Consider the following 23,937-nt stretch of genomic DNA (forward strand, 5'->3'; position numbering starts at 1 on the left):
CGCCCCCTGATACGCGGCGCATGTGACAGATTGGCGCGTGTCTTACTGCTTCTCGAACGCGGCGTGGATTTCGAGTTCGACTTCGTCGCTGACATAGGGAATGCCCATCGAGACGCCGAAGTCGCTGCGCTTGATCGTCGTTTCGGCCTCGAAACCGATGGTTTCCTTCTTGTTCATGCCGACGCCCGCGCCGTGGAAATCGACGTCGAGCGTCACCGGCTTGGTCACGCCGTTGAGGGTGAGATTGCCGGTGACCTTCGCCTCGTCGCCGTCATCGTCGAGGACGACGCCGGTCGAGACGAATTTGGCGTCGGCGGGATTGGCGCCGAAGAAATCGGCCTTGCCGCCGTCCTTGCCGGGGCGGAGCAGGTGGCTCGTCAGCCCGGCGCTCGCGGTGGTGACTTTCGACACCGGGATCGTCACGTCGACCTTGGCGGCGGCGGGGTTGGCGGGGTCGATGACGAGCGTGCCGGTCACGTCGCCGAAGATGCCGGTATATTTGCTGAAGCCGAGGTGATCGACCTCCCACACGACCATCGTGTGGCCGGGGTCGGCGGCATAGGTGCCCGCGGTGACGCGCGACTTGTCGGGCGCGCCGGGAGCGGAACCGCCCTGCGCGACGACGATCGGGGTGGCGACGGCGGCGATGAGGGCGAGGGCGGCAAGGGGAGCAATGCGGCGCATAGGGGGACCTCCTGTTGTGGAGGGCGCAAGCTAGGCGACGGCGGGGGACGGCGTCAACAAGCGGCGGAGAAACGCAGCGTTTCGGTTCGCTTCGCGGAGAGGCTCAGGGCGCGCGGCGCGCCTCGAACCATTGGCGCAGCGCCGCGGCGGCGCAGCCGGTGAAGCCGTAGGACCCCACGGGCGAGCAGCTGTTGGGGCGGGTCGCGCGCGCGACATTTTCATAGCCCTCGACCGCCGAGGCCCAGCTGCCGCCGCCGACGGGGGCGTCGTCCTTCAACTCCTCGCGCAATTCCTTCGGCACGCGGTAGCGTTCGGTCTCGGGCTGCTGCGCGCAGACGACGATCTCGCCCTCCTGCGCCTCGGGGCAGGGTTCGTCGCCATAAGTGTAGAGCACCGAGGTGCGCTGCGGCGGCGAACTCGATTGCGCGAGACTTTCCTGCGCGGGCGCGGGCGCGGTGACGGCGAGCGCCGCGAGGAGGGGGAGGAGGCCGGCCTTTTTCTTCATCACAGATCGCGTTCCCAGACCCCGTTTCCCTTTTTGGCGATGAAACGCGGCAGATGAACCTAAGCCGAACTGCGCCCCGGGCAAAAAAATTTCGATTGGGTGACATGGTCTTATCGCCTTGCCGTGCAGGACGTCCGACAAGCTGCGCAACTTTCGCCCGGCCCGCGAGTATTCATGTGCCAGAACGGGCCACGTCAATTGGCGGGCGCGAGCTGCGGGGGCAGCTGGTTCAATTGAAGGAGTAGGGTATGGGTGCCGTTTCGAAGAGTTCAGGCGCGATGCTGATGCTGGCGATGCTCGCCGCACCGGCGACGGGTAGCCTGGCGGCGCAGGAGCAGGACACGTCCGGCAGCGAAGTGATGGCGACCGTTTACGGTCAACTGCCTTCGCCCGAAGAAATGACCAAGGGGCCCAAGGTCGAAGGCATCATCTCGGCGCGCAGCGACGGCCGGATGCAGGTCACGACCGCAGACGGCAACAACACGGCGATCGCGATCGCCGACTATACCAAGATCAAGAGCAGCGGAGGCTTTCTGGGCCTCGACCGCGACAAGCTCGCGGCCAATTCGCTGCTCAACGGCCTGCCGGTCAGCGTCGAAACCCTCCAGTGGGACGGCGGACTGGTGGCGAGCGAGGTCAAGCTGAAGAGCAAGGACCTGCGCACCGCGTCGATGATCCACACCGGCACCGACCAGCGTTTCGCCGAGCAGACGGCGGCGACCGACGCGCTGCGCAGCCGCGTCGGCGACATCGACCAGTATAACGTCAAGGCGACGACCAACGTGAACTTCGACACCGGCAAGGCCGTGCTGTCCGAACAGGCGAAGGCCGATCTCTGCGCCGCGGCGAACCAGGCCGAAGGCATGGACAATGCGCTGCTGCTCGTCGTCGGCTACACCGATTCCACCGGCAGCCAGGAATTCAACCAGCTGCTCAGCGAAAAGCGCGCCGGCCGCGTGGTCAACCACCTGCAGCAGGCCTGCGGCTGGAAACCCTATCGGATGCTGACGCCGACCGGCATGGCCGAAGCCGACCCGGCGGCGGACAACACCACCCCCGAAGGCAAGGCGCAGAACCGCCGCGTCGCGGTGAACATTCTGGTCAGCAAGGCGACCGACGGCCTGTAAGATCGGCGGGGGCGGGCCATGGTCCGCCCCATTCCCGGCATTCGTCATTCCCGCGAAAGCGGGAACCCAGTGTGGGGTCAGCCGACGCGCGCTCTGGGTTCCCGCTTTCGCGGGAATGACGATTCGGTGATCGCGCTCTAGCCGCCCTCGAGACCGTCGAGCGACGCCGCGATCGCGTCCCACAGCTGCGCGAGCTCGTCGGGCGCGATGCAATAGGGCGGCATCGCATAGAGCGTGTTGCCGAGCGGACGAAGCAGGACGCCGCGGTCGCGATAGAAAGCGGTGAGGCGCGGGGCGAGGTTCGAGAGATAGCCGGCGTCGGAAACGACGATGTCGAGCGCGGCGATCGTGCCGAGGCGGCGCGGATTGGCGACGCGCGGATCATGCGACAGCAGCGAAAGATGCGCGGCCTGCGCGTCGGCGAGCGCGTCGATGCGCGCCTGCACCGGCTCGTCGCGCCAGATGGCGAGATTGGCGTTCGCGGCGGCGCAAGCGATCGGGTTCGCGGTGTAGCTCGACGAATGATAGAAGGCCTTGCCGCGGTCTTTCGAAAAATGGGCCGCGAAGATCGGTTCGATGCAGAGCGTCACCGCGAGCGGGATCGCGCCGCCCGTCAGCCCCTTCGACAGGCACATGATGTCGGGGATGACGCCCGCCTGGTCGCAGGCGAAGCGCGTTCCGGTGCGGCCCCATCCGGTCATCACCTCGTCGGCGATGAAGAGGACATTGTGGCGCGCGCAGATCGCGCGCATCTCGGCGAGCACCCATGCGGGGTAGATGAGCATGCCGCCGGCGCCGAGGATCAGCGGTTCGACGATGAAGGCAGCGGGCGCGCCGCCCGTTTCTTGGGCTGCGCACGCGGCTTCGAGCGCGTCGAGCGTGGCCTGTTCCATGCCTTCGTGCGGGAAGGGGATGGTGCCGACGTCGAACAGCAAAGGCTGCCAGGCGCGGTTGTAGACGCCGCGCTCGCCAACCGACATCGTGCCGATCGTGTCGCCGTGATAGCTATGTTCGAGGACGAGGACGCGGCTGCGCGCCTCGCCGATGTTGAACCAGTAGCCGAGCGCCATCTTGAGCGCGACCTCGACGCTGGTCGAGCCCGAGTCCGAGAAGAAGACGCGGGTGAGCGGATCGGGCGTGATGCGGACCAGCTCGACGGCGAGGCTTTCGGCGGGTTCGTGCGTCCAGCCGGCGAAGATGAGCTGGTCGAGCTTTTCGGACTGGTCGCGGATCGCCGCCATGATGCGCGGGTGCGCGTGGCCGTGGGTGGTGACCCACCATGACGAGATGGCGTCGATCCAGCTGTTGCCGTTCGCGTCGTAGAGTCTGGCGTCTTTGGCGCGGCTGATCAGCGGGATCGGGTCGCCGAGACCGTGCTGGGTGAAGGGGTGCCAGACGGGGGAGGGGGGGGTCTGCGTCATCTCTTACCTCGTCATTCCCGCGAAAGCGGGAACCCAGTGGCACCGTTGCTGGTCGAATGCCACCCTGCGGGTGAATATATTGTCTCGCTGGGTTCCCGCTTTCGCGGGAATGACGAAGATTAGAGGAAGTCGGCGATCTGGAAGTTTGCTTTGAACGAGGCAGCCAGCGTTGCGCTGTCCAGCGGGTTGATGATCGGCAGGCGGCCGAGGCGGCGGACGCCGGAGATTTCGGCGATGATCGCCTCGCTGTCCTCGACCGCATCGCCGAGGAAAGCGAGACCGTGGATCGGGATGTTGCGGCTTCTCAAGGCCTCGATCGTCAGCAGGCTGTGGTTGATCGTGCCGAGGCTGGTGCGCGCGCAGACGATTACGGGGATCTGCCATTGCGCGAAGAGGTCGGCGTAGAGGGTCGTCCGCGTGACGGGGACGAGCGCGCCGCCCGCGCCTTCGACGATCAGGTCGCCGGGGGGCGGTGTGAGCGTTTCGACGTCGATCTTAACACCGTCAATTTCGGCGGCGCGATGCGGCGAGGCGGGAGTGACGAGGCGGTAGGCTTCGGGCAAGATGCGTACGCCGGCGAGGCGCGCGACGGCCTCGCTGTCACTCTCTTCCTCGAGGCCGGACTGAATCGGTTTCCAGTAAGGCGCGCCGGTCGCCTGCGCCAAAGCGGCGGAAAAGATGGTTTTTCCGATGCCAGTGTCGGTGCCGGTAACGACGAAGCGGGTCATGCCGCGGCCATCGCCTGGGCCAGCGCATCGGCCATCGCGTCGATGTTGGCTTCGTCAACATTGAGCGTGATCGCGATGCGGAGGCGCGCGCTACCCTCGGCGACCGTCGGCGGGCGGATGCCGCGAATGTCGAAGCCCGCGTCGCGTAGGCTTGCCGCGATGCGCATCGTGCGGTCGTTGTCGCCGATGATCACGGGCAGGATCTGGGTGCCGCTCGCCGGGATGCCCAGGGGCACGAGGCGCTCGGCGGCGTGGCGGACGAGCGCGTGGAGGCGGGCCTGGCGCTCGGGCTGGTTCGCGGCGATCTCGATCGCCTGGCGGACAAGCCAGGCGCTGAGCGGCGAAGGCGCGGTCGAGAAGATGAAGGGGCGGCCGCGGTTGACGAGGAAGTCGCAGGCGATCGCGGGGGCGCAGAGCAGCGCGCCCTCGGCGCCCAATGCCTTGCCGCAGGTGTGGAGCGTGACGAGATTGTCGCGGCGCGGCAGCGCGTGCGCGAGGCCCGTGCCGCCGGGACCGAAGACGCCGGTGGCGTGCGCTTCGTCGACGACGAGGACCGCGTCGTGGCGGTCGGCGACCGCGGCGAGATCGGCGAGCGGGGCGCGGTCGCCGTCCATGCTGTAGAGGCTTTCGACCGCGATCCACGGCGTTCCGGCGCCGCCGCCGGCGCGCCAGCGCGAAATGATGTCGTCGAAGCTCTGCGCGTCATTGTGCGCGGCGGCGACATGGCCGGCGCGGCCGAGCTTCATCCCGTCGTGCGCGCTCGCGTGGATCAGCGCGTCGTGGACGATAAGGTCGCCGCGCTGCGGCAGCGTCGCGAAAAGCGCGGCGTTGGCGGCGAAACCGGTCGCGAAGAAGAGCGCCGCCTCGCAGCCATAGTGGCGCGCGGCATGGGCTTCAAGCGCCTCATGCTCCGGGTGGTTGCCGCGGAGCAGGCGCGAGCCGCCCGAGCCTGCTGGCAGGCCGCGCGCGATGCCGGCGGCGAGCGCGTCGCGCAGCGCGTCGGAGGCGGCGAGGCCGAGATAGTCGTTCGACGCGAAATCGCGGCCGGCGCGCGGAGCGAGGGCGCGGCGGCGGCCCTGCTCCGCGAGCGCGGCGAGGTCGGCGCGGTGGGCGGTGAAGGGAGAGTTCGCCACATTTTCTCCTCATTCGTCATTCCCGCGAAAGCGGGAACCCAGTCGTGCCGGTTGCTCGCTGGGTTCCCGCTTTCGCGGGAATGACGAGTTTATGGATGACGGTTCAGTTCTTCGTCTTGTCCACCAGCTGGTTCTTGGCGATCCACGGCATCATCGCGCGGAGCTTCTCGCCCGTCTGCTCGATCGGGTGCGCGGCGGCCGCCTTGCGGCTGGCCTTGAGCTCGGGCTGGCCGGCCTGGTTGTCGAGCACGAAGTCCTTGACGAAGCGGCCCGACTGGATGTCGGCGAGGACGCGCTTCATTTCCTTCTTCGTTTCGTCGGTGATGATGCGCGGGCCGGTCTTGATGTCGCCATATTCGGCGGTGTTCGAGATCGAATAGCGCATGTTGGCGATGCCGCCTTCATAGAGGAGGTCGACGATCAGCTTGGTTTCGTGGAGGCACTCGAAATAGGCCATTTCGGGGGCATAGCCCGCCTCGACCAGCGTTTCGAAACCCGCCTGAATGAGGTGGGTGATGCCGCCGCAGAGCACCGCCTGTTCGCCGAAAAGGTCGGTTTCGCATTCTTCCTTGAAGGTCGTCTCGATGATGCCGCTGCGGCCGCCGCCGACCGCCGAGGCGTAGCTGAGGGCGAGCGCCTTGGCGAAGCCGTTGCCCGACGAACCCGCGCCCTGCGCTTCCTGCGCGACCGCGATCAGACAGGGGACGCCGCCGCCCTTCTGATATTCGCTGCGCACCGTGTGGCCGGGGCCTTTCGGCGCGACCATGAAGACGTCGATGTCGGGGCGCGCGTCGATCAGGCCGAAGTGGATGTTGAGGCCGTGCGCGAAGGCGAGCGCGGCGCCGGGCTTCATGTTCGGGCCGATGTCGTCGGCGTAGATCTTCGCCTGATGCTCGTCGGGGGCGGCGATCATGATCACGTCGGCCCATTCGGCGGCTTCCTTGTTCGACATGACCTTGAAGCCCGCGGCTTCGGCTTTTTTCGCGGTGGGCGAGCCGGGACGGAGCGCGATCGCGACTTCACGCACGCCGCTGTCGCGCATGTTCTGCGCGTGGGCGTGGCCCTGGCTGCCGTAGCCGACGACGGCGACCTTCTTGCCCTTGATCAGATCCTGGTCGGCGTCGCGATCGTAATAAACTTGCATGTCATTCTTCCCTATTCTTCTTCCGTCACCCCGGGCTTGACCCGGGGTCCCGCTAAACCACGGTGAAAAGCGGGACCCCGGATCAAGTCCGGGGTGACGATAGTTGGACCTTCATTCCTATAAGCTCAGAGCGCCTCCGACCCGCGGGCGATGGCGACGACGCCGGTGCGGCCGACCTCGACCAGCCCGCATTCGCGCATCAGCGCGATGAAGCGGTCGACCTTGTCGCTGTTCCCGGTGATTTCGAAGATGAAGCTGGTGAGCGTCGTGTCGACGACCTTGGCGCGGAAGACGTCGGCCATGCGCAGCGCCTCGATGCGCTTATCGCCGGTGCCCGAGACCTTGACGAGCGCGATCTCGCGCTCGACGTGCGCCTCGCCCGCGTCGGTGAGGTCGACGACCTTGTGGACGGGGACGAGCCGGTCGAGCTGCGCGATGATCTGGTCGATGATCGGCGGCGGGCCCGAGGTGACGATGGTGATCCGCGACAGCGCATGGTCGGCCGTAATATCGGCCACGGTCAGGCTTTCGATATTATAGCCGCGCGCGGTGAACAGGCCGGTGATCTTGGCGAGCACGCCGGCCTCGTTATCGACGGTGATGGCGAGCACATGGCGCTCGCCGGCTTCGGTGGTGATTTTCATTGTTATTCCTTCCCCTCCCGCTTGCGGGAGGGGATTGAGGGGTGGGCGCGAGCGAAGCGAGCAGACGGCGGGGGGCTGCCCACCCCGCTGCGGCTAGCGAACAAGTTCGCAAGCCTCGCTGCCCCTCCCGCTTGCGGGAGGGGATGGAAAGCGTTTGCCATCATCACACCAGCGCTTTCGCTTCGTCGTCCATCGTGCCGGTGATGTCGTTCGGCTGGAGGATCATGTCGGTGTGCGCCGCGCCCGACGGGATCATCGGGAAGCAGTTGGCGAGCTTGGCGACGCGGCAGTCGACGATCACCGGTCCCGGCGTGTCGATCATGGTGCGAATGCCGTCATCGAGCTCGCCAAGCGTGTCGATGCGCAGCCCCGTCCAGCCATAGGCGTCGGCGAGCTTCACGAAATCGGGCAGGCTGTCCGAATAGCTGTTCGAATAGCGGCTTTCATAGGTCAGTTCCTGCCACTGGCGGACCATCCCCATCCATTCATTGTTGAGGATGAAGATCTTCACCGGCAGGCGATATTGCGCGACCGTGCCCATTTCCTGAATGTTCATCTGGAGCGAGGCTTCGCCCGCGATGCAGATGACGAGGCGGTTCGGGTTGGCGATCTGTGCGCCGACCGCGGCGGGGAAGCCGTAACCCATCGTGCCGAGCCCGCCGCTGGTCAGCCAGCGATTGGGCGCGGAGAAGCCGAAATGCTGCGCCGCCCACATCTGGTGCTGGCCCACATCGGTGGACACGATGGCATCGCGGCCTGCCGCTGGTCGAGGCCCTGCGCGGCGCGCCGCAGGTACTGCGCGGCCCACATCTGGTGCTGGCCGACCTCGGTGGTGATGATCGGGTCGCGGCCGCGCGTCGCGTCGAACAATGCCTTCACCGCGCGCTGCGGCATGATGTCGGCGTCCGGCTCCTTCCTTTCGGGGAAGTCGAGGCAGCGCGTCGCGCGCCAGCCGTCGATGCGGCGCCACCATTCGCCGAGGTCGCGCGCCTTGTGGCCCTTGGCTCTCCACGCGGCGACGAGCGCGTCGAGCGCGCGGCCGGCGTCGCCGACGATCGCGAGGTCGACGGGAACGATCTTGTTGATCGAGCTGCGGTCGATGTCGATGTGGATCTTCTTCGCCTCGGGCGCGAAGGCGTCGAGACGGCCGGTCACGCGGTCGTCGAAGCGCGCGCCGACCGCGATGATCAGGTCGGCGCGGTTCATCGCCATGTTCGATTCATAGGTGCCGTGCATGCCGAGCATGCCGAGCCACTTCGGATCGTCGGCGGGGAAGGCGCCGAGCCCCATCAAGGTCGAGGTGATCGGCGCGCCGGTCAGGCCGACGAGCTGGCGCAGCGCCGCGCTCGCGTCGGGGCCGGCGTTGATCACGCCGCCGCCGGTGTAGAAAACCGGGCGTTCGGCGGCGGCGATCATGTCGATCGCCTGCGCAATCGCGTCGGCGTCGGGCTCGACCTGCGGGCGATAGCTGTTGTGCTGGATGAATTCGGGCACGCTGTAGGTGCCGGTCGCGACCTGCACATTCTTGGGAATGTCGATCACCACCGGACCGGGGCGGCCGTGGGTCGCGATATGAAAGGCCTCGTGGATGATCGAACCCAGGCGGTCGGGGTCCATCACGAGATAATTATGCTTGGTGCAGTGTCGCGTGATGCCGACGGTGTCGCATTCCTGAAAGGCGTCGGTGCCGATCAGCGTCGTCGGCACCTGCCCGGTGAGCACGACCATCGGGATCGAGTCGAGCAAGGCGTCGGTGATGCCGGTGACGGCATTGGTCGCGCCGGGGCCCGAGGTGACGAGCACGACGCCGGGCTTGCCGGTCGAGCGTGCATAGCCCTCCGCCGCGTGGGTCGCCGCCTGTTCGTGGCGGACGAGGACATGCTTGATCGTCGGGTGCTTGTAGAGCGCGTCATAGATGGGAAGGACCGCGCCGCCCGGATAGCCGAACACCGTATCGACCCCGAGGTCGACCAGCGCCTGAACCACCATGTCGGCACCGCTCATTTCCGTCACGACGAAACTCCTTTCAACCAAAAACGCAGCGCTTGTGCGCTGCAACAGGGCTGCGGGCAATAGGTGTATGATTCTATCCTGTCAACAGTCTATCACGTAATATTATTACTAATTGCTCAATAGAATCGATGTTTAATGACTCCGCATGGCGCGGCCAGCCGGCGGGGGGCTGGTGGCGGAACCAGGTATATTGGCGCTTCGCATATTGGCGGGTCGCCGCCTGGGCGGCTTCGAGCGCGTCGGCGCGGCTGATCTCGCCGCGGAGAAAAGCGGCGATCTGCGGCACGCCGATCGCGCGCATCGCGGGAAGATCGGGGTCGAGGCCGCGCGCGAGAAGGGCTTCGACCTCCTCGATCGCGCCGCCCGCGAACATCTGGACGAGGCGGGTGTCGCAGCGCGCGCGCAGCCCGTCGCGCGGGGGAAGGAGGATCAGCGGCGCGAGCGCGATGGCGTCGGCGATGCCGCCTTCGCGCGCCTGCTGCCAGTCGGCGAGAGTGCGGCCGGTCGCGCGGACGACTTCGAGTGCGCGCGCGACGCGCGTGGTGTCGGCGGGATGGAGGCGTTCGGCGGCGGCGGGGTCGGCCATCGCCAGCGCGGCATGGGCTTCGGCGACCGGAAGCGCGCGGACGGCTTCGCGGACCTGCGGGTCGATCTCGGGGACCGGCGCGATGCCGAAGAGCAGGGTGCGCAGGTATAGGCCGGTGCCGCCGACGAGGATCGGAACTTGGCCCGCCGCATGGGCTTCGGCGATGACGGCGCGCGCTTCGCCCGCCCAGCGCGCGGCATTATGCGCTTCGGCGGCATCGACATGACCGAAGAGGCGGTGCGGCACGTCTTCCATCTCTTCCGCGGTGGGGCGCGCCGACAGGATGGCGAGGTCGGCGTAGACCTGGCTCGCGTCGGCGTTGACCACTGTCGCGTCACCGGGCGTCCCGTTTCCGAGCGATTTTGCGAGCGCGACCGCCAAACCGCTCTTGCCGCTGGCGGTGGGTCCGGCGATAAGTGCCACGGGCAGCCGCGCTTCGGCGGTCGAGAAAGAAGGAGATGCCATGTTCGTCGCGACGCTGATAGCAGCCGGGAAGCTGACCGACGAGGTGGTTCGCGAAGGTATAGACCGGCTGGCGGCGACGGGGCACGACGTCGGTGCGCCGCACTGGCTCGACGAGCATGACGCGGCCGACATCGTCTTTCACGGCAGTCTGGTCAGCGCGCGAAAGGAACTGGCGCATATGGACCATGGCGCGCTCGACATCGTCGTGCAGCCGCTCGGCGACCGAACCAAGAAGCTGATCATCGCCGACATGGATTCGACGATGATCACCTGCGAGTGCATCGACGAACTCGCCGATTATGCGGGGCTGAAGCCGCAGATCGCGGCGATCACCGAGCGCGCGATGCGCGGCGAGCTCGATTTCCGCGCCGCGCTGGAGGAGCGCGTCGGGCTGCTCGGCGGGATGGCAGAGAGCACGCTGGTCGATTGCCGGATGGAGCGCGTGCGGCTGACGCGCGGCGCGCGCACCCTGGTGCAGACGATGAAGGCGCATGGCGCCTGGTCGGTGCTCGTGTCGGGCGGTTTCATGCCCTTTGCCGGGCCGGTGGCCGAGGCGATCGGCTTCGATAGGGTCGTCGCGAACGAGCTGGAGATCGCGGGCGGCAAGCTGACGGGCCGGGTGCTGGAACCGGTGGTGGACAGCTCGGCGAAGCTCGAGACGCTGAAGGCCGAGGCGGCGAAGCACGGCCTGCCGCTCGCCGAGACGCTGGCCGTGGGGGACGGCGCGAACGACATTCCGATGATCACGTCGGCGGGGCTGGGGATCGGCTATTACCCGCACCCCGCGGCGGGCGAAGCGGCGGCGGCGGTGATCCGGCATCATGATTTGACGGCCTTGCTGTGGGCGCAGGGCTATTCGCGGCGGCAGTGGGTGATGGGTTAGGGGTGCGGCGGCTTTCGGCCGGCGCTGCCATGGCTGCATAGGCGGCTTCAAACAAGATTCGCGCAGAGGCGCAGAGAACGCAGAGGAGAAAGCTCTTCACCTCGGCGTTCTCTGCGCCTCTGCGCGAATCTCTTAAAATGCCCGGTTCGACCGGTTGCTGCCGATCACGCTCTCACCCTCGTCATTCCCGCGAAAGCGGGAACCCAGTGGCAACGTCGGTTCGCTGGGTTCCCGCTTTCGCGGGAATGACGAAGGTGGGGCATGGCAGCGCACCACACCAATGCGGACGGGTGATGATCGCGCTGCGGCGCGCTATCATGCGGGCGGGAGAAGCCCATGACCAAGCACCGCGTCTATTCGATCAGCGTCGCGAGCGTGTATCCGCATTATATCGCCAAGGCGGAGAAGAAGGGGCGCACCAAGGCCGAGGTCGACGAGATTTTCCGCTGGCTGACGGGGTATAGCCAGGCGGCGCTAGAGGCCGAGCTGGCGAAGGGGACGAGTTTCGAGGATTTCTTTGCCCGGGCGCCGAAGCTCAACCCGGCGCGCGAACTGATCACCGGGGTGATCTGCGGCATCCGGGTCGAGACTATCGAGGACCCGCTGATGAAGGAAATCCGCTATCTCGACAAGCTGATCGACGAGCTCGCCAAGGGGAAGGCGATGGCGAAGATATTGCGCGGGTAGCGGCGGGTTTTGGACGGTAGCGGTTCGCCCGCTTCTCCTATCTCGTCATTCCCGCGAAAGCGGGAACCCAGCGAACCGACGTTGCCACTGGGTTCCCGCTTTCGCGGGAATGACGAGTATTGGGATCACTTATTCGCCATTCTGAAGTCGATATTAACGATGTAAACATAAGATATGCGCCTAGCGGCTGCAATGCTAACAACGTTAACACGGCGCGGGCAAACGCCTGTCATGCCGCCGATGGATCGTTCGCCATTTCTTCCAGTAACCACGCCCGAAACCGCCGCATCGCGTCGCTTTCGGCGCGCGACATCAGGCGGGTGAGCCAGTAGCGGCCGGCGTCGATCGTGACTGCGAAGGGCTGGACGAGCCGTTCGGCGGCGAGGTCGCGTGCGAACATCGAGGGCGGGGCGAGCGCGACGCCCTGGCCCGAAGCGGCGGCGGCCGCCATCAACGCTGAACTGTCGAAGACCGGGCCGCGCAGGACGGGGACGGGCACGCCGGCGGCGGCGAACCAGAGCGCCCATTCCTCGGCGCGGTATGACCGCAACAGGCGTTCGTGGATCAGGTCGGCGGGGGTTTGGAGGCGCGCGGCGATCGCGGGGGCGCAGAGCGGCGCCAGCGGTGCGGCGAGCAGCGGCTCGGCATGGGTGCCGTGCCACGCGCCGTCGCCGAAGCGGATCGCATAGTCGAGCGCCTCGCCCGCAAGGTCGACGCGGTTGTTGTTGGTCGCGATGCGCAGGTCGATCGACGGAAACGCGCGCGCGAAGGCGTCGAGGCGCGGCAGCAGCCAGCCGGTCGCGAAGGTGCCGACGACGCCGAGCTTGAGCACCTCGCGAAAGCGGCCATCGGCATATTGATCGAGCGTCGCGGCGACGCGGTCGAACGCCTCGGCGACGGCGGGGACGAGCGCATGGCCTTCGTCGGTGAGCGCGAGACCGCGCGGCAGGCGGTGGAAGAGGCGCGTCCCGAGGCGGCGTTCGAGCTCGGCGACCTGATGGCTGACCGCGCCCTGGCTGACATGGAGTTCGAGCCCCGCGCGCGTGAAATTGAGGTGGCGCGCGGCGGCCTCGAAGGCGCGCAGGGCGTTAAGGGGGAGCTGGGCGCGGTCCATCGGGTCTCCTGCTTTGTGATATTGCCTCCCTCGTCATCCCGGACTTGATCCGGGATCCATGGCCCGACGGTGGCGCGAGTGGATCCCGGATCAAGTCCGGGATGACGAAAAGTATGAGATATTCTCATGGCTTTGTCGAGAAATGATGCTTTGTCGCGGGGCGCGTCGCTTGGCATTTTCGGGGCGAAGGGAGATCAAAATGTTCGATGCAATCAGCCTGTTCGCGTGGCTTGCGGCGGTGAGCGGGGCGCCGGTTCCGGTGGTCGATCCGCTGACGCGGCCGATCGAGAGCTCGCATGCGGCCCAATGGCTGGCCCCCGCGGAGCCCGAGAAAATCTTCGGTGACACCTATCTGGTCGGGTTTGCGGGAATGAGCGTCGCGCTGATCGACACGGGCGACGGGCTGGTGCTGATCGACGGGGCGTTGCCGCAGGCGGCGCCCGCGATCCTCGCCAATGTCCGGGGGCTCGGCTTCGATCCCGAAGACATCAAATTTATTCTGAGCACCGAGCCGCATTTCGACCATGCCGGCGGGCTCGCGGCGCTCGCGCGCGACACCGGCGCGACGGTGGTGGCGAGCGCGCGCGGCGCCGAGGGGCTGCGGATGGGGCGGCATGCGGCGGACGATCCGCAGCTTGCCTATGGCGGCAGTTGGCCCGCGTTGGACCGGGTGCGCGTGATGCGCGATGGCGAAGTGCTGAAGCTTGGCCGGACGGCGATCACCGCGGTCGCGACGCCGGGGCATACGATGGGCAGCATGAGTTGGCGCTGGCAGGCGTGTGAGGGAAGCGCCTGCAGGGCGATCGTTTTCGCATCGAGCCTCAACCCGGTATCGGCGGAGGGTTATCGCTTTACCTCGAAGGCCGGCGCGCCATTCGTCGCCGGGTTCGAGGAAAGCTATCGCAAGATGGATGCGACGCCGTGCGACATATTGATCGCGGCGCATCCCGACAATGCGGGGCCGGGGCGGTATAGCGACGCGCCGGGCGCGTGCCGCGCCTATGCAGACCGTTCGCGGGAACTGCTCGCGAAACGGCTGGCCGCGGAGCGCGCGGGGGCGAGATAGGGATGATCGCGCAAACACCGGGGGACCGTGATCGCCGGCTAACCCTTATCATTCTTTTCTGAATCGTCATCCCGGCGAAGGCCGGGATCTCGATCTGGCCTTCCAACGCACCGGCGAGATCCCGGCCTTCGCCGGGATGACGGGGAAAATGGGGCGGAACCGATCAGCCGCCGCCGCGCCGCCGCCTATTTATCCACGACCAGACAAGCCTGCCCGTCCTTGCGCAGCGCCGCGCAGAAACTGTCGGCCTCGGCCTTGTTCGCGAAGCCGCCGGCCTGGAGGCGGGTGAGTTTGCCGCTCTTGACCAGATAGGGCTGGCGCGCCGCGACGGCGGGGTTCTTCTTTTCGAGCGCGGTCCAGAGTTTGCGCGCATTGCCTTCGACGCCGAAGGCGCCGAGCTGCGCGCGCCACGGGCTGGCGGCGGCGCCGCGGACGGGGGCGGGCGCCGGGGCGGCCTTTGCCGGTTCGGGTTTCGCGGGTTCCGGTTTCGTCGGTTCGGGCTGGGCGGGCTTTGCCGGTTCGGGCGCGGGCGGCAGCGTGCCGCTCTCGGGCGGCGGCGCGTAGGTCGTGCCGGGCCGGGCGGTCGCGGCTTCGGCTTCGGCGGTCGCTTCGGCGGCGGCGGCCGCGGCGGCGCTGGCGACGGGCGAGGGCGGCACGGAAACGCTGCGGATCGGTTCGGGGACCTTCGGCGCCGGCGCGGGCTGCGGCTTGATCACCGGCGGCGGGGTGTAGCTGGCGCCGGGGGCCGAAGCGGGGAGGCTCGCGGTCTTGATCGTCGGGGCGGGCGCGGGGGTCGGTGCGGGCGGCGCGGCGGCGCTGACCGCGGCGAGGCGCGCCTGCTGTTCGCTCCGCTCGATGTCGGGGATCATCGCGAGGCCGCGCTGGCGCTGGTCGAGCGGGATCAGATTGTCGAGCTGGACGAGGCGCGCCGACGCGATGGCGAGCCCGGCGTCGCTCGCGCGCTTGGTGAGCGCATAGGCGCGCGGCCAGTCCTTCGCCGCGAGGTCGCCGTTGAAGTGGGCGGTGCCGAGGACATATTGGGCGCGTGGTTCGCCGCGTGCCGCCGAGCGGATGATGAAGGGCATCGCCTCTTCGCGGCGGTTCGCGGTGAAGAGGACGAGGCCGAGATTGTCCTCTGCCTGCAGATGCCCCTGTTTCGCGGCGCGGCGATACCAGGCTTCGGCCTGCGTCAGATCGGTCGGCACGCCGCGGCCGAGCTTGTACGCTTGGCCGAGGTTGAATTGCGCATCGGCATCGCCGCCGATCGCGAGCGGGCGCCATTCGGCCACCGCCGCCTGATAATTGCCCGCCTGCCACGCATCGACGCCGTCCTTGACGTCGGCGAGGGCGGGCGCCGCCAGCATCGACGCGAGGGCGAGCGGCAGGGCCAGTGAAACGGCGGTGCGGAACGAAGGCATCTTATTCTCCAATGACTTGCGCGGCATGACAGCGGCTGCAGTCCCCGGATGCTTCATAGCGCCAATTGGCTAACACCGCGTTAGCGACAAAATGCGGCGCGCCCGACTTGATCCGTTCTGGGACAAGTTGGTCTTGAGGGATTGTTTACCATAAGCGTGAGGAAGTCGTTCACGCTCTTTTTATCATCGTTAACCCAATTTTAGCGCCCCGCATGGCATCCCTTCGCCGATTTTTGGATTTCCGAGGGGGTAACGCAGTGCGCGTATTGGCTTTGGCTTCACAGAAAGGCGGGTCGGGCAAGACGACGCTGTCGGGGCACCTCGCGGTGCAGGCGCAGCTTGCCGGCGCCGGCCCGGTCGTCCTGATCGACATCGACCCGCAGGGCTCGCTCGCCGACTGGTGGAACGAGCGCGAAACCGACCTTCCCGCCTTTGCCCAGACCACGGTTGCGCGGCTCGCCTCCGACCTCGAAATCCTGCGCCAGCAGGGTTTCAAGCTGGCGGTCATCGACACGCCGCCGGCGATCACCATGGCGATCCAGAGCGTGATTTCGGTCGCCGAGCTGATCGTCGTCCCGACGCGCCCCAGCCCGCATGACCTGCGCGCCGTCGGCGCCACCGTCGACCTCTGCGAACGCGCGGGCAAGCCGCTGGTGTTCGTCGTCAACGCCGCCACCCCGAAGGCGAAGATCACCAGCGAGGCCGCGGTCGCGCTGTCGCAGCACGGCACGGTCGCGCCGGTCACGCTGCACCACCGCACCGATTACGCCGCGTCGATGATCGACGGCCGCACGGTGATGGAGGTCGATCCGAACGGCCGCTCGGCCGAGGAAATCCGCCAGCTGTGGACCTATATGAACGATCGCCTCGAAAAGAATTTCCGCCGCACGATCTTTGCCGCGCCGGTCCCGACGCAGGGCAATTACGGCGCGGTCCGCCCGATGGGCGGTGGCTTTGGCCGCCGCATCGCCGGTCAGTGACGGGAGCGGGAACCATGGGCGAACCGAAACCCCTCGCATCGCTGAGCGCCGGCCTGTTGGCGCGCAAGGGCGGAGCGCGTCCCGCGATGCGCCGCCAGCCGCTCGGCAGCGGCCCCGCGCCGCTCCATACCGGCGGTTATGACGATCTCGGCTGGAACGACATGGGTTATGATGTCGATCCCGACCAGTCGGCCGAACCCGCGCGGATGCTCGACCTCAAGCCCTTGCTCACCGGATCGGTGCTGGCGCATAATGTCGAGGCCGAACATGCGGTCGACGACAGCGCGCATCACGAGCCGGAGGCTGAATTTTCCACCGAATATAACGGATTGAGCGCAGATTATGGCGCCGATCAGTTCGAGGCCGAAGCGGTCGAAGTCCCCGAAGTCGTCCGCCAGCAGGAATCGCTGATCGAGCGCGTCGCCGCTGTCGCGCGCAAGGTCGAGGCGCGCCCCGCGGCCGCACCGAAGAAGGAAAAGGCGCCGCGCGCGCTGCGCGCCCGCGAAAAGGCGGCCTTCACGCTGCGCCTCGACGCCGAACGCCATCTGCGCCTGCGCCTGGCGAGCGCGGTGACGAACCGTTCGTCGCAGGTGATCCTGACCGATCTGCTCGACGAATATCTGGCGTCGCTGCCCGAAATCGACGCGATGGCGAGCCGCCTGCCGGCCGCGCGTCCGGCGCGCGTCCGGCGCTGAAAATATTGGGGGGACTGACATGAACCGCAATTTGCTGAAGAAGCTGGCCCTTTCGGGCTTCGTCCTCGGCGTCGCGACCGGATGCAGCGGCATGGGCAAGATGGCCGACGCGCCGTCGCGCGCCGCCGGAGCGCCCGCGCTTGCCGCCAAATCGGCCGACAAGGCGCGCGCCGCGCTCGAAGCGGGCAAGGCGAGCAAGGCCGTCGGCCTCGCCGAAGCCGCGGTCGCGGGCAGCCCGCGCGACGCGGGCTTTCGTGCGCTGCTGGGTCAGACTTATCTGGGCGACGGCCGCTTCGTATCGGCAAGCGCGGCGCTGACCGAGGCGATGGAACTGGGCGCGACGGACAGCAACACGATCCTCTCGCTGACGTTGTCGGAGATCGCGCAGGGCAAGAATGCCGAGGCGGTGTCGCTGCTGACGCGGCATCGCGACACGGTTCCCGCGTCGGACCTCGGGCTGGCGCTCGCCTTGGCGGGCGACGCCGAAGGGTCGCTCTATGTGCTGAGCGAAGCCGCGCGCGCCGAAGGCGCCGACGCGCGGACGCGGCAGAATTTCGCGCTCGCGCTCGCGCTGTCGGGCCGTTGGGCGCAGGCACGGATCGTCGCGTCGCAGGATCTGTCGCTCGACAAGCTCGAAGGCCGGATGGCCGAATGGTCGAAGCTCGCCGAACAGCCGAACGCGCAGGTGCGCGTCGCAAGCCTGATCGGCACCGAAGCGCAGGCGGATGCAGGGATGCCCGTTCGCCTCGCGCTCAGCAATTTCGCCGATACGCAGATGGCTTCGGCCGAGCCGGTGAGCGAGCCGCCGGTCCAGCTCGCGAGCGCCGATCCGGCGCCGGTCGCCGACTATGCGCCGCCGCCGCCGGTGCTCGCCCCGGTGCTCGCTGACGCGGGCGGCGCGATCCGCAGCGTCGAATTGCCGATGCCGGTGCGCGGCGAGGACGGCATCGTGCCGGTCACCGAATTGCCGCAGCCGCAGCCGGCGGGCGAGCTGATCCTCGCCGAAACCGCGCCCTATCGCGCCGCGCCGCGCGCCCAGGGCGAGGGACGCATCCGGCCCGCGCAGCAGCAGGCGCTCGAACTCGCGACGGTGCTGATCCCCAAGGCGATGGGTTTCGATGCGAAAAATCCCGATGGCTGGGCGGTGCAGCTCGGCGCCTATGACAGCCTGGCGATCGCCAAGGAGAAATGGGGCACGCTCAAGAAGCGCAATGGCATGCTCGGGAATTTCCCGGCGTCGAGCCACGCGGCGACGGTGAAGGGCCGCACTTACTATCGCCTGACGGTCAACGGCCTCGCGACGCGCGCCGACGCGACGAGCCTGTGCAATCGGCTGAAGGCGCAGGGCCAGGCCTGCTTCATCCGCGCGATGGAGGGCGGCGAGACGATTCAGTGGGCGGCGAAGGCCGGTTCGATGCGGCTCGCGTCGCGCTGAACGCGATTTTTTGAAGGAATAAGGGGGGAGGGGCGTGGCCGCGAGGCCGCGCCTCTCTGTTTTTGGATGGTGTCGGAGGCCGGTTGCGGTCATTCGCAAAAATGCCATAATGCCTGAATGAAACGACTAGTTTGCATTGCTCTGCTGACCCTCGGCTATAATTCGTCAGCGAGTGCTGAGCCGGAAGGTGTCCAATCCATGATTGCGCCATCCGCACAGGTATCTTCCTCGCCAAGTGCGGAGAAATTGGCTCTGATACATAGGTTTATGAAGTCATCCGGCCTTCAAGACCGGATCGATTCGGGGCGCTTCTTAGAAAGATATGCTTTCAATCCTGAGCTGGGATGGACGCAAGGAACAGAAAATGCTCACCGGAACAACACGCTGATCGAGCAATGGACAGGTCCTATGGACGCTCTGAAATCGGTCTACGAGGAATATCGACCGCAATATCAGGAAGCATATGAGGATCATATCAACTGGGAGTTTACCGAAGAAGAATTGCGTGGAATCGTTAGCTTTTTAGATTCGCCTCTCGGTAAGCACTATCTTGATGGATCATGGCGGATGGAGGCTTACACCGGCACCAATATGGAAGAGACGGAGGAGATGCTCGTGACGAAGGCGATCGAACTCTATCGGACTCGATAAGACATTTCGTCCGCTTTCGGCCGGAAGCTGCCTATAAATCATCGTCACCCCGGACTTGATCCGGGGTCCCGCTTGAGGTCGCGAGCCAACGCGTCAGAAGGAAAAGCGGGATCCCGGGTCAAGCCCGGGATGACGAAGACTGGAAGCAACCGGTAGTCGCTATTCCCTTACGAATGTTGGAGACGTCCGCTCTCCACCCCAACGCCGCCCTAGCGTATCCGCACGCCGCCCTTCCACATCATCGTCGCGCGGCCCTGCACCGGCATGCCGTCGAAGGGGGTGTTGCCCGCCCAGGCGGCCATTTTCTTCGCGTCGACCTGCCACGGCGTGTCGGGATCGACGAGGATGAGGTCGGCTTCCTGTCCCACCGCGAGGCTGCCGGCGTCGACGCCGAGCAGGCAGGCGGGGGTCTTCGCGAGCAGTTCGAACAGGCGGCCGGGCGAGACATGGCCGTCGCGGACGAGGCCGAGGCCGAGCGCGAGCAAAGTTTCGGCGCCCGCCATGCCGGGCAAAGCCTCGGCGAAGGGCAGGCGCTTGTCCTCGGGGCCGCGCGGGTCGTGGCCCGACGACAATATATCGATCGTGCCGTCCTTAATCGCGGCGAGGCAGGCGTGGCGGTCGTCCTCCGAACGGAGCGGTGGTGACAGGCGCGCGAAGGTGCGGAAATCACCGATCGCGGTGTCCGAGAGCAGCAGATGCGCGGGGGTGATGCCGCAAAGCACGGGCAGCCCCTTCGCCTTGGCTTCGCGAACAAGCGCGAGCCCGCGCGCGGTCGTGACCTGGCGGAAATGCACTGGCGCGCCGGTTTCTTCGACGAGCGCGAGATCGCGCGCGATCGCGATTCCCTCGGCAATGGCGGGGGCGGAGGCGAGGCCGAGCCGCGTCGCCATCTCGCCGTCGGTTGCGACCGCGCCGGCGGTGAGGCCTTCGTCCTCGGCATGGATGATCGTGACGAGGCCGAGCGAGGCGGCGTAGGACAGCACGCGGCGCATCACGCCGCTGTCGGCGATGCGGCCGCGGCCGGTGGCGATGGCGCGCGCGCCCGCCTGTTTCATCAGGCCGATCTCGGCGAGTTCCTTGCCCGCAAGGCCTTTCGTGGCGGCGGCGAGCGGGTGGACCCAGAGGTCGGGCTTGCCGCCCTTCGCGGCCCGCTCGACTAGCCCGGCGCCGTCGAGCGGGCCGCTGTCGGGCATCAGCGCGGCGCGCGTGATGCCGCCGAAGTGAAAGGCGGGTTTGTCGGTCGCGAAGACGCCGAGGTCGACGATGCCGGGGGCGAGCCATTGGCCCTTCGCATCGACGGTCTCGGTTCCGTCGGGGATTTGGATCGGATCGAGTGCGGCAATGCGGCCATCGACCGCGAGCAGGCTGCCAGGACGCGGCGTGTCGCTATCGATCAGCTGCGCATTGACGATATGGAGCGGCCTCAGTTCCATCCCGCGACCCCCCGTTTGCGGCGCGTCAATATGTCGAGGCAGGCCATGCGCACCGCGACGCCCATCTCGACCTGTTCGGTGATCGTCGATCGCGCGGGATCGTCGGCGATGCTGCTGTCGATCTCGACCCCGCGGTTCATCGGGCCGGGGTGCATGACGATGGCATCGGGTTTCGCCATTTCGAGCCGCTTGGGCGTCAGGCCGTAAAGCGCGTGATATTCGCGCGCCGAGGGCAGGTAGGCGCCGTCCATGCGCTCGTTCTGGAGGCGGAGCATCATCACGACATCGGCGTCCCTGATACCCTCGTCCATGTCTGTGAAGCTGGTGACGTGCATCCGCTCCATCGCGGGCGGGGTGAGCGTCGGCGGCGCGACGACGCGCACCTCGTTGCCGAGCAGCGTCAGCGCGAGGATGTTCGAGCGCGCGACGCGGCTGTGGAGGACGTCGCCGCAGATCGCAATGGTGAGCCCCTCGACACGGCCGAGGCGGCGGCGGATGGTGAGCGCGTCGAGCAAGGCCTGCGTCGGATGCTCGTGGCGGCCATCGCCGGCGTTGAGGACGGGGCAGTCGACCTTGTCGGCGATGAGCTGGACCGCGCCCGACGCGGCGTGGCGGATGACGATCGCGTCGGCGCGCATCGCGTTCAGCGTCATCGCGGTGTCGATCAGCGTCTCGCCCTTCTTCACGCTCGACTGCGCGGCGTGCATGTTGACGACATCGGCGCCGAGGCGCTTGCCCGCGATCTCGAACGACAGCAATGTGCGGGTGGAATTCTCGAAAAAGGCGTTGATGATCGTCAGGCCCGCGAGCCGGTCGTCATGCTTCGCGGCGCCGCTGCGATTGAGTTCGACCCACTCTTCGGCGGCGTCGAGGACGTAGGAAATCTCCCACGGAGTGAGCGGGGCGATGCCGGTGAGGTGGCGATGGCGAAACGCATCGCCGCCGGGCGGATAGTCGCTGGCGGGTCGGATGGTGGAGCTTGTCATTAAAGGGGAGCGTTTAGGTGGGCGGGACGAGTCTGGCAAGGAAAGATCCTCCCTGTGGCGAAGCCATGGGGAGGTGGCAGCGCGAAGCGCTGACGGAGGGGCAATGACGCGGCGTTGCGGCCCCTCCACCACGCCCTTCGGGCGCGGTCCCCCTCCCCACCGCTTCGCGGCAGGGAGGATTATCTGGTCATCGCGTCGATCGCGCCCTGCAGGATGAACGCCGCGGCGGCGCTGTCGACGCGTGTCGCGCGCTTGGCGCGGCTGACGTCGGCGGCGATCATCGCGCGCTCGACCGCGGCGGTCGACCAGCGCTCGTCCCAGAGCAGCAGCGGAAGACCGAGCGGCGCGAGGTTGCGCGCGAAGGCGCGGGTGCTTTGCGTGCGCGGGCTGTCGCTGCCGTCCATGTTGAGCGGCAGGCCGACGACGAGGCCGGCGATATTGTGCTGGGCGACGAGGGCCTTGAGGGCTTCGAGATCGAGCGCGAATTTCTTGCGGATGATCGTCTTGTCGGGGGTCGCGAAGCTCCAGTTCGCATCGCAGAAGGCGACGCCGATGGTTTTCGTGCCGACGTCGAGGCTCATGAGACGGCCGCCGACCGGCAGCGCGGCGGCGAAGTCGGGGGCGGCGGTGGTGATCATCACGGCCTCTCTAGAACATGATCGCCTTTGAATGAAAGACATCACCACCGTTCCGTCATCCCGGCGAAGGCCGGGATCTCGCCGGTGTGTCAGGATGCCAGGGTGAGATCCCGGCCTTCGCCGGGATGACGATTCAAGCAGGGAAGCGAGCGGCTTAAAAAGCGGGACCCCGGATCAAGTCCGGGGTGACGAGGCTGGGGGAGTGAGGGACGGAGTTTCCGGCTCCAGCGGTTCCGCCGGCGGCGGCACCGGCGAGGGCTTGCCCTCATAGGTCGCGAGGCGGCGGAGCGCGTCGGCGCGGACGTTGGCCCAGAAGAGGGTGATGTCGTAGACGTGATAATTGTTGCCCGGCAGCACATAGCCCGCGACGACGTAATTCTTGGCGATGTCGGCGTCGCCGATCATCAGGAAGCCGCGCGTGTCGTCGCATGCGGCGCCGATCTTGCCCGCGACCAGCGATCCCGACTTGAAGCCGGTGGTGGGTTTGAGCGTGCCGATATTAGCCTCGGGCGGCGCGGCGGTGTCGGGGATGCCGGTGAGCGGGTTGGTGCAGAGCATCCGCGTTTCGGCGCGCGGGCGGCCGTCGAAGCCGATCGTGCCGTCATAGGCGTCGGTGACCATCGCCGGATCGGCGGGGTCGGCGAAGCTCGCCCAGCCGAGGATGCAGCCCTTCTGCTCGGGCGTCCGGCAGGCGGGGAGGCCGAGCGCGGCGATGTCGGTGTCGATACTGACCGGCCAGCCGATGACATAGGCGGCGACGATGCGCTTCGCGAGCGGGGTGCCCGCGATCTTCGTGCGGAGCAGGGTGGTGAGGTGGAGCGCGCCCTGGCTGTGGCCCGCGAGGATGATCGGCTTGTCCTTCGGCTGCGCGGCGACGAAGGCGTCGAACGCCTGCTCGACGTCGCGATAGGCCGAATCGATCGCCTTGCCCGCGGTGACGCGATCCTCGGCGAGGAAGGCGCCGAGCGTCGCCTGGCGATAGCGCGGCGCCCAGATTTCGCCGGCATCGGCAAAGGCGCTCGCCATGCCCTGCACGAACAGATTGGCGCGGTGGTCCGAATCGCGATCCTCGAGCGGCGCGTTCCAGCTCGAGCGGCTGTAATAGCTGGTCGGGTGGACGAAAAAGACCGCGGCGTCGCCCCTGGGGAAGGGCGCTTCGGCCGCCGCCTGGGCTGCCTTGGCGGGCGGGATCAACTCGCCGGCGGTCTTTTCGGCCGGAATTTCGGTGCCGGGGGTCTCGCTGCCGTCGGCGGCGGGGCGCCAGGCCGAGGGGTCCTTTTCCATGCCCGGCCGCGCGAACCACATCTTGGGATCGTCATAGGCGTTGGGGGCGGCGGCGGCCTGCGGCTCGAACTCGGTGCTGGGCACGAAGGCGGTGCGCGCGATCCAGCCCGGGAACAGCTGATAGACGATGCCGGCAGCGAGAATGAGGAGGATGATCGCGGCGATGATGTAGAGGAATTTGCGGGCCAAATGGGGCTCCATGCGGTCGGGAGAGAAA

22 protein-coding genes and 1 pseudogene are annotated in these 23,937 nt (G+C 67.3%); 8 read left to right on the plus strand and 15 right to left on the minus strand.

The window, feature by feature from the left end; genetic code table 11:
* Positions 1-42: 42 nt before the first annotated feature.
* Both QZL87_RS05360 and QZL87_RS05365 read right to left on the minus strand, forming a co-directional pair.
* Positions 43-684 carry a YceI family protein gene (locus QZL87_RS05360; RefSeq protein ID WP_295324867.1) on the minus strand — a complete coding sequence of 214 codons (642 nt, stop codon included), beginning with the start codon at positions 682-684 and terminating at the stop codon, positions 43-45.
* Positions 685-787: 103 nt separating this feature from the next.
* The gene (locus QZL87_RS05365; RefSeq protein ID WP_295324870.1) at positions 788-1,189 is read right to left on the minus strand and encodes a hypothetical protein; all 402 of its coding nucleotides are present in this window, start codon (positions 1,187-1,189) and stop codon (positions 788-790) included.
* A gap of 248 nt (positions 1,190-1,437) precedes the next feature.
* On the opposite strand from QZL87_RS05365, the gene QZL87_RS05370 reads away from it, so the two are divergent.
* Entirely contained in the window at positions 1,438-2,316 is an 879-nt protein-coding gene (locus QZL87_RS05370; RefSeq protein ID WP_295324873.1) for an OmpA family protein, read from the plus strand.
* 137 nt (positions 2,317-2,453) lie between these two features.
* Here the strand turns inward: QZL87_RS05370 and QZL87_RS05375 are convergent, their stop codons facing one another.
* From QZL87_RS05375 to miaA, 7 genes and pseudogenes are all read right to left on the minus strand, one after another.
* Positions 2,454-3,737 carry an adenosylmethionine--8-amino-7-oxononanoate transaminase gene (locus QZL87_RS05375; protein ID WP_295324876.1) on the minus strand — a complete coding sequence of 428 codons (1,284 nt, stop codon included), beginning with the start codon at positions 3,735-3,737 and terminating at the stop codon, positions 2,454-2,456.
* A 119-nt stretch (positions 3,738-3,856) separates the two neighbouring features.
* A complete protein-coding gene (gene bioD / locus QZL87_RS05380) occupies positions 3,857-4,465 on the minus strand; it encodes a dethiobiotin synthase (protein ID WP_295324878.1) in 609 nt (202 codons plus the stop codon).
* Positions 4,462-5,598: an 8-amino-7-oxononanoate synthase gene (locus QZL87_RS05385; protein ID WP_295324881.1), complete on the minus strand. Its 1,137-nt coding sequence runs from the start codon at positions 5,596-5,598 to the stop codon at positions 4,462-4,464. The genes bioD and QZL87_RS05385 overlap by 4 nt, the downstream gene beginning before the upstream one ends.
* 103 nt (positions 5,599-5,701) lie before the next feature.
* On the minus strand, positions 5,702-6,742 hold the full coding sequence (gene ilvC, locus QZL87_RS05390) for a ketol-acid reductoisomerase (protein ID WP_295324884.1): 1,041 nt from the start codon (positions 6,740-6,742) through the stop codon (positions 5,702-5,704).
* Between the two features lie 125 nt (positions 6,743-6,867).
* Positions 6,868-7,386, minus strand: coding sequence for an acetolactate synthase small subunit (gene ilvN, locus QZL87_RS05395; protein WP_295324887.1), 519 nt, complete (start codon positions 7,384-7,386; stop codon positions 6,868-6,870).
* A 163-nt stretch (positions 7,387-7,549) separates the two neighbouring features.
* A pseudogene (gene ilvB / locus QZL87_RS05400) lies at positions 7,550-9,399 on the minus strand (biosynthetic-type acetolactate synthase large subunit).
* Between the two features lie 73 nt (positions 9,400-9,472).
* Positions 9,473-10,450, minus strand: coding sequence for a tRNA (adenosine(37)-N6)-dimethylallyltransferase MiaA (gene miaA, locus QZL87_RS05405; RefSeq protein WP_295324890.1), 978 nt, complete (start codon positions 10,448-10,450; stop codon positions 9,473-9,475).
* On the opposite strand from miaA, the gene serB reads away from it, so the two are divergent.
* Both serB and QZL87_RS05415 read left to right on the plus strand, forming a co-directional pair.
* Positions 10,449-11,333 carry a phosphoserine phosphatase SerB gene (serB, locus tag QZL87_RS05410; RefSeq protein ID WP_295324893.1) on the plus strand — a complete coding sequence of 295 codons (885 nt, stop codon included), beginning with the start codon at positions 10,449-10,451 and terminating at the stop codon, positions 11,331-11,333. The two genes, miaA and serB, sit on opposite strands and share 2 nt — an antisense overlap.
* A 336-nt stretch (positions 11,334-11,669) precedes the next feature.
* A complete protein-coding gene (locus QZL87_RS05415) occupies positions 11,670-12,020 on the plus strand; it encodes a DUF2200 domain-containing protein (RefSeq protein WP_295324896.1) in 351 nt (116 codons plus the stop codon).
* Positions 12,021-12,249: 229 nt separating this feature from the next.
* On the opposite strand, the gene QZL87_RS05420 is transcribed toward QZL87_RS05415, so the two are convergent.
* On the minus strand, positions 12,250-13,134 hold the full coding sequence (locus QZL87_RS05420; protein WP_295324899.1) for a LysR family transcriptional regulator: 885 nt from the start codon (positions 13,132-13,134) through the stop codon (positions 12,250-12,252).
* 199 nt (positions 13,135-13,333) lie between these two features.
* On the opposite strand from QZL87_RS05420, the gene bla reads away from it, so the two are divergent.
* Positions 13,334-14,200 carry a subclass B3 metallo-beta-lactamase gene (bla, locus tag QZL87_RS05425; protein WP_295324904.1) on the plus strand — a complete coding sequence of 289 codons (867 nt, stop codon included), beginning with the start codon at positions 13,334-13,336 and terminating at the stop codon, positions 14,198-14,200.
* A gap of 185 nt (positions 14,201-14,385) precedes the next feature.
* Here bla and QZL87_RS05430 read toward each other — a convergent pair whose 3' ends face one another.
* Positions 14,386-15,618, minus strand: a complete 1,233-nt coding sequence (locus tag QZL87_RS05430) for an SPOR domain-containing protein (RefSeq protein ID WP_295324907.1) — start codon at positions 15,616-15,618, stop codon at positions 14,386-14,388.
* 257 nt (positions 15,619-15,875) lie between these two features.
* On the opposite strand from QZL87_RS05430, the gene QZL87_RS05435 reads away from it, so the two are divergent.
* The 4 genes from QZL87_RS05435 (at position 15,876) to QZL87_RS05450 (ending at position 19,379) form a co-directional block, all read left to right on the plus strand.
* On the plus strand, positions 15,876-16,598 hold the full coding sequence (locus tag QZL87_RS05435) for a ParA family protein (RefSeq protein WP_295324912.1): 723 nt from the start codon (positions 15,876-15,878) through the stop codon (positions 16,596-16,598).
* 14 nt (positions 16,599-16,612) lie between these two features.
* Positions 16,613-17,293: a hypothetical protein gene (locus QZL87_RS05440; protein WP_295324916.1), complete on the plus strand. Its 681-nt coding sequence runs from the start codon at positions 16,613-16,615 to the stop codon at positions 17,291-17,293.
* 19 nt (positions 17,294-17,312) lie between these two features.
* A complete protein-coding gene (locus tag QZL87_RS05445; RefSeq protein ID WP_295324921.1) occupies positions 17,313-18,728 on the plus strand; it encodes an SPOR domain-containing protein in 1,416 nt (471 codons plus the stop codon).
* A 117-nt stretch (positions 18,729-18,845) separates the two neighbouring features.
* Positions 18,846-19,379, plus strand: a complete 534-nt coding sequence (locus tag QZL87_RS05450) for a DUF2059 domain-containing protein (protein ID WP_295324926.1) — start codon at positions 18,846-18,848, stop codon at positions 19,377-19,379.
* A gap of 209 nt (positions 19,380-19,588) precedes the next feature.
* Here the strand turns inward: QZL87_RS05450 and QZL87_RS05455 are convergent, their stop codons facing one another.
* From QZL87_RS05455 to QZL87_RS05470, 4 genes are all read right to left on the minus strand, one after another.
* Positions 19,589-20,812: a dihydroorotase gene (locus QZL87_RS05455; protein WP_295324931.1), complete on the minus strand. Its 1,224-nt coding sequence runs from the start codon at positions 20,810-20,812 to the stop codon at positions 19,589-19,591.
* Positions 20,803-21,798 (minus strand): aspartate carbamoyltransferase catalytic subunit, encoded by a 996-nt coding sequence (locus QZL87_RS05460; RefSeq protein WP_295324935.1) that lies wholly within the window; start codon positions 21,796-21,798, stop codon positions 20,803-20,805. The genes QZL87_RS05455 and QZL87_RS05460 overlap by 10 nt, the downstream gene beginning before the upstream one ends.
* Before the next feature lie 179 nt (positions 21,799-21,977).
* Entirely contained in the window at positions 21,978-22,436 is a 459-nt protein-coding gene (gene ruvX / locus QZL87_RS05465; protein WP_295324938.1) for a Holliday junction resolvase RuvX, read from the minus strand.
* Between the two features lie 174 nt (positions 22,437-22,610).
* The gene (locus tag QZL87_RS05470) at positions 22,611-23,909 is read right to left on the minus strand and encodes a DUF3089 domain-containing protein (RefSeq protein WP_295324941.1); all 1,299 of its coding nucleotides are present in this window, start codon (positions 23,907-23,909) and stop codon (positions 22,611-22,613) included.
* Positions 23,910-23,937: the final 28 nt, after the last annotated feature.

Source organism: uncultured Sphingopyxis sp. (assembly GCF_900078365.1).
Lineage (GTDB): Bacteria > Pseudomonadota > Alphaproteobacteria > Sphingomonadales > Sphingomonadaceae > Sphingopyxis.

Bases quoted from the DNA above. Each gene is read 5' to 3' on its own strand.
- QZL87_RS05360 (WP_295324867.1), bottom strand. From the start codon at position 684: ATGCGCCGCATTGCTCCCCTTGCCGCCCTCGCCCTCATCGCCGCCGTC.
- QZL87_RS05365 (WP_295324870.1), bottom strand. From the start codon at position 1,189: ATGAAGAAAAAGGCCGGCCTCCTCCCCCTCCTCGCGGCGCTCGCCGTC.
- QZL87_RS05370 (WP_295324873.1), top strand. From the start codon at position 1,438: ATGGGTGCCGTTTCGAAGAGTTCAGGCGCGATGCTGATGCTGGCGATG.
- QZL87_RS05375 (WP_295324876.1), bottom strand. From the start codon at position 3,737: ATGACGCAGACCCCCCCCTCCCCCGTCTGGCACCCCTTCACCCAGCAC.
- bioD (WP_295324878.1), bottom strand. From the start codon at position 4,465: ATGACCCGCTTCGTCGTTACCGGCACCGACACTGGCATCGGAAAAACC.
- ilvC (WP_295324884.1), bottom strand. From the start codon at position 6,742: ATGCAAGTTTATTACGATCGCGACGCCGACCAGGATCTGATCAAGGGC.
- ilvN (WP_295324887.1), bottom strand. From the start codon at position 7,386: ATGAAAATCACCACCGAAGCCGGCGAGCGCCATGTGCTCGCCATCACC.
- serB (WP_295324893.1), top strand. From the start codon at position 10,449: ATGTTCGTCGCGACGCTGATAGCAGCCGGGAAGCTGACCGACGAGGTG.
- miaA (WP_295324890.1), bottom strand. From the start codon at position 10,450: ATGGCATCTCCTTCTTTCTCGACCGCCGAAGCGCGGCTGCCCGTGGCA.
- QZL87_RS05415 (WP_295324896.1), top strand. From the start codon at position 11,670: ATGACCAAGCACCGCGTCTATTCGATCAGCGTCGCGAGCGTGTATCCG.
- QZL87_RS05420 (WP_295324899.1), bottom strand. From the start codon at position 13,134: ATGGACCGCGCCCAGCTCCCCCTTAACGCCCTGCGCGCCTTCGAGGCC.
- bla (WP_295324904.1), top strand. From the start codon at position 13,334: ATGTTCGATGCAATCAGCCTGTTCGCGTGGCTTGCGGCGGTGAGCGGG.
- QZL87_RS05430 (WP_295324907.1), bottom strand. From the start codon at position 15,618: ATGCCTTCGTTCCGCACCGCCGTTTCACTGGCCCTGCCGCTCGCCCTC.
- QZL87_RS05440 (WP_295324916.1), top strand. From the start codon at position 16,613: ATGGGCGAACCGAAACCCCTCGCATCGCTGAGCGCCGGCCTGTTGGCG.
- QZL87_RS05445 (WP_295324921.1), top strand. From the start codon at position 17,313: ATGAACCGCAATTTGCTGAAGAAGCTGGCCCTTTCGGGCTTCGTCCTC.
- QZL87_RS05450 (WP_295324926.1), top strand. From the start codon at position 18,846: ATGAAACGACTAGTTTGCATTGCTCTGCTGACCCTCGGCTATAATTCG.
- QZL87_RS05455 (WP_295324931.1), bottom strand. From the start codon at position 20,812: ATGGAACTGAGGCCGCTCCATATCGTCAATGCGCAGCTGATCGATAGC.
- QZL87_RS05460 (WP_295324935.1), bottom strand. From the start codon at position 21,798: ATGACAAGCTCCACCATCCGACCCGCCAGCGACTATCCGCCCGGCGGC.
- ruvX (WP_295324938.1), bottom strand. From the start codon at position 22,436: ATGATCACCACCGCCGCCCCCGACTTCGCCGCCGCGCTGCCGGTCGGC.